This window comes from Pseudomonadota bacterium (assembly GCA_030859565.1).
Taxonomy (GTDB): Bacteria; Pseudomonadota; Gammaproteobacteria; order JACCXJ01; family JACCXJ01; genus USCg-Taylor.
In genome coordinates, this window is record JALZJW010000128.1 from 1 (window position 1) to 10,931 (window position 10,931).

The window sequence follows — 10,931 nt, forward strand, 5'->3', positions numbered from 1 at the left end:
GGGGGGGCCGGCGCGACAGGCCGCCCGACCGCGGCCCCGAAGGGGGACGCAGCATGATCGCGAGCCCCGGCATGACGCCGGCGCGCGCGATGCCGCGCAGCCCCCTCCCAGTGGCAGAGGCACCGCGATGAACAGCATTCCCCTGATCGTGCCGTGGACGAACTGGATCGGCGACTACGCGTCCTCCGGCCTCAGCGTCAGCGCGCCGAGGACGAAGGAGGATCTCGTCCAGATCGTGGAGACGGCCATCGCGAACGGCCAGCGCCTGCGCGCCGTCGGCGCCGCGCATTCCACCACTTCCGTCGCGCGGCCCGACGATCTCCTCGTCAGCCTCGACGCGATGCAGGGCACGCTGCCGCTCGACTACCTCAAGCCGAGCCTGCAATCGAAGGCGCCCTACTATGTGCGCCTGCTCGCGGGAACGCGGCTGAAATATGCGAACCGCGTCCTACTCGGCGACAAGGCCGTCCTCAACATGGGCTCCTTCGACTGGCAGTCCCTGATCGGCGCGATCTTGACCGGAACCCACGGCTCCAGCATCTATACCGGCCCGATGGCGGAAAGCGTGCGGTCGATCGAGATGGTCACGGTCCGGAAGGTCGACGGCGCGCCCGAGATCCGGCTTCGGCGCATCGAGCCGGCGAACGGGATCACCGACCCGGCCGCCTTCGAGCGCGACGAGTCCAAGCACGACACCGAGCTGATCCAGGACGACGATACTTTCTCCTCCGCGGTCGTCAGCTTTGGCAGCATTGGCCTCGTCTACTCGCTGACGCTGGAGGTCACCGACGAATACTGGCTGAAGGAAGACAACCGCGCCATCGAATGGAATGACGTCAAGGATCTCCTGCGCCTCGAGACTCTGAGCGGCTTCCCCTACAAGCTCCCCCGCGTCCTGAAGGAGAACCGCTTCTGGGAATTCCTCGTCAACTGCCCGGAAGCGCAGGGCAAGGACGCGACCCGGAACCCGATGTGCTTCGTGCGCTACCGGAACCTGACCGACAAGGTGAGCAAGCCCGACAACTGGAAGGACAAATACGACTGGCCGCCCCGGCGCGAGAAGTCCAGCAGCCTCCAACGCTTCGTGGAAGACCATGTGCGCCCCTCGCTCGAGAGCCAGAACGGAACGATCCTCCTCTTCATTGACATCGGCAACAAGATCCGCGGCAATTTCGAGCGCACTGCGGACGATCCGCCCTTCGAGGGCAAGGTCGATTATTCGAGGAACTACTGGGTGCTCCGCCGCGAGCGTGACGACACGAAACCGCAAGAAGAGCCGGAGCGCCCGTCCGAGGCAATCTCGACCGAGATTGCCGTGCCGCTCGAAAACACCGTCGCGGCGGTGGACCGGATCCTCGATATCATGGCGCGCAACAGGTATTTCTACGCGGTGCCCTTCGGCGTACGCTTCGTCGCGCCGTCGAGACATTATCTCGCCATGCAATACGACCGGCCGACATGCATGATCGAAATTCCCATGCTCCTGCCGCTGAACCTTGACAAGCGCGCGGAGCAGATGAGCGACTACAAGGCATCCCTCGAAGAGATCGAGGAGTCGCTCTGCTACAAGGCCGGCAATCTCGGCGGCCGCCCCCACTGGGGGCAATACAATGCACTTACGCGGGACAGGGTCGAGGACCTCTACGCGAAGCTCCCGGAGTTCGAGCGGGTCTACTCGACGCACAACGCCTTCGGCACCTTCGACAACATGTACACCCGCCAGATCGGCCTCGTGAGATCCGAATTGCCTGCCGAAGCGGAGGAAAACCCGGCACCGCTCTGGATCGCGGCCGAGCAGGTTCTGTAGCGCCCCACTCCGGCGCGGCCGAAGTCCCTGAACGTGAAGAGCCAGTCCATGACCCGCGGCCTCAGAATCCTCACATGGAACACCTGGCTTCAGACCGACCCCTCGAGCAAGCCGGACCCGAACCCGTCGAAGCGCGCGCCCCTGATCGCCGCGAAGCTGCGCGCCTCGGCGCCTCCTAACGTCGGGCGCATCCTACATTCAAGCGTAGGCGTGGTCTGCGATCGCTCGCGTAGCGATACCCATCACACTCACGAGCCTTGATATGATGCGCCGATAGTTAACCATCGGCGCAAACTGTTCGCGGGCGGGAGCTATTTCTTTACCCTCAATCTCGGCGAGCGGCGCTTGCGGCTGTTGACCGATCACATCGACCTCTTACGCGCCGCCTTTCGGTATGGGCGGGCGCGGCACCCGTTTACGGTAGAGGCTATCGTGGTGCTGCCCGACCATTTGCACGCGATCTTCTCGCTGCCTGAAAGGGATGCCGACTATCCCTGCGGCTGCGGTTAATTAAGAGCCTCTTTTCACGCGACCTACCCCGAGTCGAGCCCGGGTAGATACTGTTATCCATGTCAACGTCCATGAAGCGCTGGGTTGAAGGGTTGTCCAGACTTCAAGACCCCGTAGGCGACATGGATAACAGTATCTACGATGCTGACCGTTACCGGCGCGCGTCGCACGCTCTTTGGGGCGATGCGGCTGGAGTGATAACGTTGGGGCTACCAAATCCTCTCTATCCCGTAGGCGGATAAGAGCGTATCCGCGCTCAGGATTGGCAGGCTATCGCTCAAGGCTTGCGCCACGAGCAAGCGGTCAAAGGGATCGCGATGATGAAAGGGGAGGTCGGCGAGCAGCACGGTATGCTCGATGGTAATGGCAAGCGGTATCAAGGCATTGGCTTGTATGCGCTTGCTGATGAATTGCTTGGGAGGCTCCTTAAGGCCGAGCTTCCCGAGCGAATACTTCACCGCGATCTCGAAGCCAGTGACCGCGCTGAGTAGCAGCTCGTTGTCGTTTTCAAGGAATACGACCTTGGCGGGCGCGGAGACCTTGGGATCGTCAGTGACCAGCCAAAGAAAGGCATGGGTATCCAGCAATATCCTCACGTGAAGTGCGCTATGAATTCATCCGGGAGCTGATCGAAGTCCGGCTTGATCTCGATCAAGCCCTTGGCCTCGCCGAGGCGGCGCGGTGCCTTGGGTTGGGTATAGGGAACCAGGCGCGCGATCGGTTTGTTGGCGCGGGAGATGACCACCTCCTCGCCCGCTTCCACCCGCGTGAGGAGGGCCGAGAGCTGGGTTTTCGCATCATGAATATTGACTTGATAAGACACGGCACACCCCACAACGACATGACCACAAACTTAGCTAAGTGTAGCCGTTTTGCTGGACCAGTGAAACACGTCGATGGAGTAGCACACCTCGCCCATCGTTTGCGGCCAGGATACGCGCGTGGTGCTGAGCTTCAACGGGCTTGCCGTGCTGGTCCTCGGCTTGATGCCGGGGGCCTTGATGACGCTGTGTCTGGCCGCCATGAGCGGCGCTTCATAGCGATTTCGGCGCGCCGAAATCGCTATGAATACGGCGTTAGGCCGTCAATCGACGCTCGGCAGGCAGCCGAAGCACGGTTTGAGGAGATGATTTCCGGGTTCGACGATTAAGCGTTGCGCGGCCTGATCGGTGTTGCCGCCGATGATGCTCAATGGTAGCGTGACCAAAAAGATGCCGGTACCCAAGGCCGTGGCCCCTAACATCAAGGGTCTGACAATCGCCGCATCGGCGAACATCTCGACCGCGGTTGGGGACTGAGTGCTAGGTCCGGATCGGTTTGGGTCTTGGATCTCTGTGGACGTTCCGTGGTAATCCGCCATTACCAGGCGCGGCATTGATAGCGAGCTAAGTACTAACCCGTAGCTCAGTAAGCAGACGATATTTTTTCGTACTGACCCTCTCATATTGCTTTCCCCTTTGGCTCTATTGCCGAGTGGTTGTGAATCAGAGTAACGCTTTCGATAGGTCCTTAGCGGCGCCCTCGCATCTTGCTTAATGTGCTTAATTATAGGCGCTATGTGCACGGGCGTGTATCGAAGCGAAAAATTGATGGCTTGACCGATGGCCGGAGTTCTCGTAAGGGTGGTATTGAGTTTGGTTGTTGGCGCTTATGCGGCGATGAGTGAAGGCCTACCGGCGAGGGACCTTGACACCCGCTGGGCAATGATCACCTATCCCACGGCGCCGCCAGCCCGTGCTATCGGGGGCGTTCAGGCGGGCTGCCTCGCGGGCGCCGAAGAACTACCGCTCGGCGGCGCGGGCTACCAGCGCATGCGCCCGAGCCGGCGGCGAGGGTTCGGCCATCCCGCGCTGGTGCGGGCCATTGAGACCTTGAGCCGCCGCGTGCATAAGGCGACCGATGGGGTTCTACTCATCGGTGATCTGAGCCAGGCGCGGGGAGGCCCGATGCCCTCCGGCCATCGCAGCCATCAAACCGGGATCGACGCGGACATATGGTTTTGGATGCCAGCCGTCGCGCGGGACCGTGCCTTGACCGCTCGCGATCGGGAGACCCTGACGGCGCCTTCCTTTGTCCCGGTGCGATCCGATTTCCCCTGGCAAGTACTCAAGTTCGCCGCGGAAATCGACAGCGTCGATCGCATCTTCGTGCACGCGGCGATCAAACGTCATCTCTGCCAATTGAGCATACGCATTCGCCGCCCTGAAGACTTTCTCTGGTTGCAAAAGATCCGGCCCTGGTGGGGCCATCATGATCATTTTCATCTGCGCTTGAAATGTCCCGCGGACAGTCCAGGTTGCGCCCCGCAAGCGCCCGTGCCCGCGGGTGACGGCTGCGACACGACGCTGAAATGGTGGTTCACGGAGGAGGCGCGAAAGGACGCTGAAAAGCAAAAGACCCTGGCGGGCGAACGGGTGCGACCGCCCCCGGAATGCGAACAGGTGATCCCTTAGCGCCGGGCGGGCCTGAGCGGCGCGGATCCCTTCCAGTTCGCTTTTAGCTCTTGACGGAATGGACCGCTTCCTTGATGCCGGAAACGCCTGTGATTTCGGTAGTGCCGTCGCCGCGCAGGGCGCAACCCAGTTTTTCGGCCATGTCATTGAGCTTCACCCTACGGTCTCCTCCCAGGGGAATGCTAGTATTCTACGATTTATGTCGTCAAGCGCGCTCTAACCAGCGTGTCTCGAAAGCTTTTAGCGCCGGTCATTTATCCGTCGCCGGCTTTCGCGGCGTGACGGACATCACAGGCGCGCGCATTCATTTTGGGAGCAGCCGCCTGGTCTGTGTGTGGTTTGCCGTCAGTATAAAAATGCCGTATCTTGCAACGCGCCGGATCGCACCGGGGATGGATCGCCATCGTTTAGATTAAGCTTTTATCAATCATCAAGATGAGTGTTCTTCGCAGGCTTGGACCGTTGCTATGCCGGCGCCAAGCACGGGCGGAACAGCGGGGGCAAGGCGGATTGACCATTTTACGAGAGGGCGATGAACGATCGGAATGATCGGCCAGGCGCCAAGCAGCGCGCCACGGCGCAGTTCCACGGCCGGCCGCCGCAAGCGGTGTTCAAGGCGAGCCAGCCGCTACGCCGCCGGCCCTCGGTGCTGCGCAGCCCGGTCACGTGGGGCGCGTTGGCGGTGCTCATCGGCATCAGCGTGTTCTTGTTTTCGGGGACGCGCAAGGGGCCGGTATCCGCCCCGCCCGAGGAAGCACCCCCACTCGCCCAAACCACCGGCGGGCAAGAAACGGAAGAGGGGAGCGGCCGGGCCGGTGATAGCGCGCGCGCCATCATCGCGGACGTACGAGGAGGTGGCCGGAGCTACGATCTTGAAAAGCTTTACACCCAGGCCGGTCAATTTCTCGCGGACCAACGGCTGGCCGATGCCCATCTCTTGTATTTCTTCGCGGCGCGGACCGGTCACGCGGCATCGGCGTTCGTATTGGCGGAGATGTTCGATCCCAATTACTTTACCAAGGACACGAGTCTGCTCGGCAGGCCCGACCCCGTGCAAGCCTCGAAGTGGTATCGGAATGCAGCCAGTAACGGATATGCGCAGGCCGGAGAGCGCCTGAAGCAACTAAAACAGTGGGTGATTAAGCGCGCCAGCACCGGCGACCCGGAGGCACGGCGTTTACTCCTGGGCCTGCGGTAGCGGCGCGGCCCTTAAAGCCGGTCCGGATCGATCGACTGGACAGCGCTTACGGCCTCGCTTCCGCGGTCATGCCCGCCCGGATTTGCATAAATTGGGGAATTGAGATCATGTTGCGAACATTGATTGCCGGGGCAATCGCCTGCGTTTTCCATTTTTCGGTCTTGGCCCAGGAGAGCGCGGAGCGGCCGCTGCTAATGCCCGGCAAGCGGACCTTGTACCAGCGCGCACTGGCGAATCCAGGCAGCCGTCTCTACGCGCAACCCAGCTTGGACGCCGCCGCGCAGCCGGTGATCCCGTTCACGGTATTCTATGCCTATGGGCGCAAAGAACTGAACGACAGCAAGTGGGTAAAGGTCGGTAGCGACAGTCATGGAAGCGTGCGCGGTTGGATCCAGGAGGATAATTTAATCCCTTGGCATCAAGCGCTGACCGTGACCTTCAAAGCTTCCGAGGATATCGATCGCGTGCTGCTGTTCCGCGACCGGAAGTCTCTAAAGCGCCTGGTTGAAAAACAGGATCTCAAGACCTATACCCGGCTCTACCAAGAGGCCGTGCTCGGCACCTTGTCGCCGGATTCGCCCGTGATCGCGATTCAGCCGGAAGCGAATATCGATATCGAAGACGATTTTTACCTGGTTCCAATCAAGCGCTATGAGGACGCCTACCTCGGAACCGAACGGGCGCGCCTGCTTCAAGTGGCCTCCGTACCGTTGGAAAGCGCGGCGCCCGCGACGGCGCCATTGCAGAACGCGCCGGGGGACCAGGCGCAGAGCTACCGCAGCGGGATCGTGTTCGTCATCGATTCCACCCAGTCGATGCGTCCCTACATCGAGCGCACCCGCGAGGTGGTGCGCAAGGTCTATGACACGATCGATGCCGCTGGACTGAGCCACCAAGTCAGTTTCGGGCTGACGAGCTATCGGGACTTTGTACGCGGCGCGCCCGAAGGGCAATACCTGGTCCGTAACTTCGTGAGTTTACAGGAGGGCGGGGAACCGCAACGGTTTTTCAGCCAAGTACAGACGCTCGATGCCGCGACCACCTCCAATGCCGATTTCATCGAAGATGCTTTCGCCGGTATCAAGAGCGCGATTGAATCCAATCCCTGGGATGATTTCGATGCCCGGAACGTCGTGTTGGTGACCGATGCCGGCGCGCGCGAAGCCAATGATGCCTTTTCGAGCACGCGCCTCGGCGTGAACGCAATACGGCAACTGGCCCAAGATCGCGGCATCGCGATCTGGGTGTTGCACCTGCGCACGCCGAGGGGAGCGAAGAATCACCGCAAGGCCGAGCAACAGTACAAGCGCCTGTCTGAATATCCTGGCATTGGCGATCTTTATTACGGTGTCGGCATGGGCAAGGTAGAAGACTTCGGGCGGGTACTCCAGACTCTCGCGGACCAGTTGGCGGAGCAGGTCGGCAAGGTGGCCAAGGGTGACGCGGCGCTCCCGCCCGAGCACGAGAGTGAGGGTCAAGAAGATCTGGTCGCGCTCAAGGAAAAGGTCGCGAAGCTCGGATACGCCTTGCAGATGCGTTACTTGCGAAAGGTGCAAGGGGAGCGTCCGCCGGCGGTGTTCGATGCCTGGCTGGTCGATCGTGATTTTAAGGACCCCAAGCGCTCCTCGATTGAGGTGCGCGTGCTCGTAAGCCGCGATCAGTTGAGCGATCTGCGCAACGGCTTGCAGCAGGCCTTGGATCTCGCCGAGGAGGGGGTTTTGTCGCCGCGCAATTTTATCAATGAGCTCAAGAGCATGGCGGCCCGCCTCAGCCGTGATCCGAAGACCTTCGGCGAAGGCGCCGGCCTGTCCCTGGCCGAGCTCGGTTATTTGAACGAATACGTCGAGGACCTGCCTTATGTCAGCGAAGTCACGGGTTTGTCGCTCGCGGATTGGGAAGAATGGCCCGCGGAGCGGCAGGTCGATTTTGTGAGCCGCCTGGAGAGCAAGATTAGTTATTACCAGGCCTTGCATGACCATACCGATCTTTGGGTGTCGCTCGATGGCGGTCCGGTGAGCGGAGAATCCGTGTTCCCGGTCCTGCTCGATATGCTGCCCTAGATGAGCGCGATTTATCACCTCAAGGAGATTGTCAAGACGCGGGCGACGAACGGCACCGGATTCAGGTTGGTCATTCCCTCGATCCGAATCGAAGACCGCGAAGCGATCGCGCTCGTCGGCTACAGCGGTTGCGGGAAGAGTACGCTCCTCGATATGCTGGCGATGATCTTGCGGCCCGACGAGGCGGCCCGATTTACCTTCATCCCCCGGGGAGAGAACCCCATCGACGTCGCGGCTGCGTGGACCAAGCGCGACCAGAACCGGCTCGGCGATCTCAGGAAAAAGCACCTCGGGTATGTGTTGCAAACCGGAGGCTTGCTGCCGTATCTCACGGTGCGCGACAACATCAATCTCTCTCGCCGGCTGCTGGGCATGCCCGAGGACGGGAGCGTGGACCACTTGGCGAAGGTCCTCGGGATCCAGCGCCACCTCGGCAAGTTACCCGGCCTGCTTTCAGCCGGGGAACGCCAGCGGGCAGCGTTCGCGCGCGCTCTTGCCCACCGGCCTTCCATCGTGATCGCGGACGAGCCGACGGCATCCCTCGATCCCATTACCGCCCGCAAGATCATGGGCGCCGTCATGGAGCTCGTGAAGGAAATCGGGGTGACGTTTATCGCCGCCAGCCACGATTGGGCTCAGATCTATAAGCACGATTTTCGCAGCCTGCACCAAGATTCCCGCGAACGCGACGGGGGACGGTGGATCGAATCGACCTTTAAGGATTGAGGCGGACGGATGTCTTCGTGGCGGAACATCGTTAGCCTTGCCTACAGTGATTATAGCCACGAATGGCATATGTCCGCTTGTTTTATCTTGGGGTTGGCCGCGGTGCTCGCGCCTTTGATGGTGCTGTTCGGCGTCAAGTTCGGGATCATCACGAACATGATGACGAGCCTTTCCGAGGACCCTGGCAAACGCGAGATCCGCCCGCTCGGCAGCAGCCGGTACACGGCCGAATGGTTCGCGTCCGTGCGCGCCCGGCCCGAGGTCGCTTTTGTCGTACCGCGTACGCGCACGCTGGCGGCCACCGTTGAACTTCGTAGCCGCTCGGCGCCCTTCATCGTACCGGCGGAACTGATCCCTTCGGGGGAAGGCGATCCGCTGCTCGCATCGATCCCTCAAAAACCGCGGGGTTTGCGCCACATCGTGCTTTCCGACGCGGCCGCGCGTAAGTTAAACGTGGTGCCGGGGGCCGACATCGAAGGCAGTCTCGCGCGCCAATACGGCGGACAACGCGAAAGAGTCGAGTTCACACTCCGGGTCGCGGGGATCGCGCGTCCCGCCGCCTTTGCGCGTCCCGCCGCCTTTACCAGCCTTGAGCTGCTCCTGGCCGCGGAGTCTTTTCGCGATGGCCGCGCCGTGCCCGAGCTTGGCTGGGCCGGGGGTCCGCCCGTCGGCGCCGAGCGCAGCTACCCCAGCTATCGTCTCTATGCGCGATCCGTCTATGAGGTCGCCGGCTTGGCGCAACTGCTGTCGGATCAAGGCCAAAAGGTCAAGACCAATGCGGATGAGATCGAGACCGTGCTCTCGGTGGATCGTAATCTCAGTATCGTCTTCTGGATCATCGCTATTGCCGGGATGATCGGTTTTTCCCTTTCGCTCAGCGCCAGCCTCTGGGCCAATACCGACCGCAAACGCCGGGAGCTCAGCGTGCTGCGGCTGGTCGGTTTTGCGAGTGGGGGCATCATCCTGTTTCCCGCCTTTCAGTCACTGTTCACCGCCGTGCTTGGTTGGCTGGGCGCGGTCTTGGTCTATCTCGTGCTCGAGGCCGTGATCAATGCTTTGCTAGGCTCCCACCTGGAGGCCGGGCAGTCGGTCTGCTTCCTCTTGCCTTTACATTTCGCGGCCGCGCTCGCCCTGACACTGGTGGCGGCTCTGATCGCGGCCCTGCTCGGGGGACTACGCGCGGCGCGCATCGAGCCCTCCGACGGACTACGGGATATATAGAAGCATCGGCCGGCACCCGCCCGCGGGGATCCAAGACTAAAAATGATTACAGTGCCGGTTACCGTGTCAGACGTTTTGCGTCACCCTTAATCGAGGCGATTTTGAACATCGTCTCGAGCTGAGCTTCAAGACGCACGACGCGTTCGATGAGAGACTCGATTTTCGCTTGTTGCTCCTTGACCACGCTGGCAAGCGATACCACCTTGTCATTCATCTTGATTACTGTTGTGAGCGCGTCCCAAACTTTGTCCGCAACGCCCACTATCGTCCCTCCAGCTTCGCCAGGCGCTTGTTGGAGGCCGTGACGAAGGCAAGGGCCCCATCGAGCGCCGCCTCCGCTTCCTTCGTGCTGGCCTTCACCCGTTCTAGCAAAGCCTCTAGGTCTCCTTCTTCGGGTGCAGCGGCGTAGGCTGAGGCTCCCCGCCGCATGAGCTCCGAAAGACTGATCTCGAAGCGCTTTGCTTTCGCTACGAGTGTTTTCTTCTCCGCTGGGGGTACTTGCACCACGATGCGTTCAACTGCAGCCGGCATAGGTCATTCCTATTGGACATGTACATGCCATGTACAATACGTATCCCTTTGGCTCTTGTCAACCGTCTTACCCCACCGTATTCCGTAGAGACCATCGTCGAGTTGCTCCGCGCAGCGCGCTAAGGCGATAGCGTATCCCCAAGCGATGATTGAGAGCAATTCGCCGTTCCGCGCGTTATGGCAAGCATGTGGACTGCGCGAATAAAACGCGATAGGTTCGTATGTCGTTTAAACTACGCGGGGAGCTAAACGTATATATGGCCGATCCTGCACACTTAAAAGACGTACCGGTTGAGCACCGCTGCGTTAACGAGCCGCCGCCACTGGAGGGACAGGCCGAGATCCTAAATTTGGCGCACCTATTGATCCGCGACACCAGCGATCACATTGTCTTCTGGAATAGCGGTGCAGAAGATCTCTACGGC

Annotated in this window: 11 protein-coding genes and 1 pseudogene; 7 read left to right on the forward strand and 5 right to left on the reverse strand. The window is 61.0% G+C overall.

Features of this window, described 5'->3' with window-relative positions:
* The first annotated feature begins 127 nt into the window (after positions 1 to 127).
* Together M3436_16140 and M3436_16145 are read left to right on the forward strand one after the other, a co-directional pair.
* A complete protein-coding gene (locus M3436_16140) occupies positions 128 to 1,807 on the forward strand; it encodes an FAD-binding protein (GenBank protein MDQ3565577.1) in 1,680 nt (559 codons plus the stop codon).
* 273 nt (positions 1,808 to 2,080) lie between these two features.
* A pseudogene (locus M3436_16145) lies at positions 2,081 to 2,346 on the forward strand (transposase).
* 180 nt (positions 2,347 to 2,526) lie between these two features.
* Here the strand turns inward: M3436_16145 and M3436_16150 are convergent.
* The 3 genes from M3436_16150 to M3436_16160 all read right to left on the reverse strand — a co-directional run bounded on the left by M3436_16150 (position 2,527) and on the right by M3436_16160 (position 3,692).
* Complete coding sequence (locus tag M3436_16150) at positions 2,527 to 2,913, reverse strand: type II toxin-antitoxin system VapC family toxin (protein MDQ3565578.1); 387 nt, start codon at positions 2,911 to 2,913, stop codon at positions 2,527 to 2,529.
* On the reverse strand, positions 2,910 to 3,140 hold the full coding sequence (locus M3436_16155; protein MDQ3565579.1) for a type II toxin-antitoxin system Phd/YefM family antitoxin: 231 nt from the start codon (positions 3,138 to 3,140) through the stop codon (positions 2,910 to 2,912). The genes M3436_16150 and M3436_16155 overlap by 4 nt, the downstream gene beginning before the upstream one ends.
* 261 nt (positions 3,141 to 3,401) lie before the next feature.
* Positions 3,402 to 3,692, reverse strand: coding sequence for a multidrug transporter (locus M3436_16160; protein ID MDQ3565580.1), 291 nt, complete (start codon positions 3,690 to 3,692; stop codon positions 3,402 to 3,404).
* A gap of 226 nt (positions 3,693 to 3,918) precedes the next feature.
* On the opposite strand from M3436_16160, the gene mepA reads away from it, so the two are divergent.
* The 5 genes from mepA (at position 3,919) to M3436_16185 (ending at position 9,975) form a co-directional block, all read left to right on the forward strand.
* Positions 3,919 to 4,770, forward strand: a complete 852-nt coding sequence (gene mepA / locus M3436_16165; GenBank protein ID MDQ3565581.1) for a penicillin-insensitive murein endopeptidase — start codon at positions 3,919 to 3,921, stop codon at positions 4,768 to 4,770.
* Between the two features lie 532 nt (positions 4,771 to 5,302).
* Complete coding sequence (locus M3436_16170; protein MDQ3565582.1) at positions 5,303 to 5,968, forward strand: hypothetical protein; 666 nt, start codon at positions 5,303 to 5,305, stop codon at positions 5,966 to 5,968.
* Between the two features lie 107 nt (positions 5,969 to 6,075).
* Complete coding sequence (locus M3436_16175; GenBank protein ID MDQ3565583.1) at positions 6,076 to 8,028, forward strand: VWA domain-containing protein; 1,953 nt, start codon at positions 6,076 to 6,078, stop codon at positions 8,026 to 8,028.
* Entirely contained in the window at positions 8,029 to 8,754 is a 726-nt protein-coding gene (locus tag M3436_16180; GenBank protein MDQ3565584.1) for an ABC transporter ATP-binding protein, read from the forward strand.
* Between the two features lie 9 nt (positions 8,755 to 8,763).
* A complete protein-coding gene (locus M3436_16185) occupies positions 8,764 to 9,975 on the forward strand; it encodes a peptide ABC transporter permease (protein MDQ3565585.1) in 1,212 nt (403 codons plus the stop codon).
* 58 nt (positions 9,976 to 10,033) lie between these two features.
* Here the strand turns inward: M3436_16185 and M3436_16190 are convergent, their stop codons facing one another.
* Both M3436_16190 and M3436_16195 read right to left on the reverse strand, forming a co-directional pair.
* Positions 10,034 to 10,237 carry a hypothetical protein gene (locus M3436_16190; protein ID MDQ3565586.1) on the reverse strand — a complete coding sequence of 68 codons (204 nt, stop codon included), beginning with the start codon at positions 10,235 to 10,237 and terminating at the stop codon, positions 10,034 to 10,036.
* Positions 10,237 to 10,506 (reverse strand): hypothetical protein, encoded by a 270-nt coding sequence (locus M3436_16195; protein ID MDQ3565587.1) that lies wholly within the window; start codon positions 10,504 to 10,506, stop codon positions 10,237 to 10,239. The genes M3436_16190 and M3436_16195 overlap by 1 nt, the downstream gene beginning before the upstream one ends.
* Positions 10,507 to 10,931: the final 425 nt, after the last annotated feature.

Excerpts from the sequence above, each read along its gene's own strand:
- M3436_16140 (MDQ3565577.1), top strand. The coding sequence starts at position 128 with ATGAACAGCATTCCCCTGATCGTGCCGTGGACGAACTGGATCGGCGAC.
- M3436_16160 (MDQ3565580.1), bottom strand. The coding sequence starts at position 3,692 with ATGCCGCGCCTGGTAATGGCGGATTACCACGGAACGTCCACAGAGATC.
- mepA (MDQ3565581.1), top strand. The coding sequence starts at position 3,919 with ATGGCCGGAGTTCTCGTAAGGGTGGTATTGAGTTTGGTTGTTGGCGCT.
- M3436_16170 (MDQ3565582.1), top strand. The coding sequence starts at position 5,303 with ATGAACGATCGGAATGATCGGCCAGGCGCCAAGCAGCGCGCCACGGCG.
- M3436_16175 (MDQ3565583.1), top strand. The coding sequence starts at position 6,076 with ATGTTGCGAACATTGATTGCCGGGGCAATCGCCTGCGTTTTCCATTTT.
- M3436_16180 (MDQ3565584.1), top strand. The coding sequence starts at position 8,029 with ATGAGCGCGATTTATCACCTCAAGGAGATTGTCAAGACGCGGGCGACG.
- M3436_16185 (MDQ3565585.1), top strand. The coding sequence starts at position 8,764 with ATGTCTTCGTGGCGGAACATCGTTAGCCTTGCCTACAGTGATTATAGC.
- M3436_16195 (MDQ3565587.1), bottom strand. The coding sequence starts at position 10,506 with ATGCCGGCTGCAGTTGAACGCATCGTGGTGCAAGTACCCCCAGCGGAG.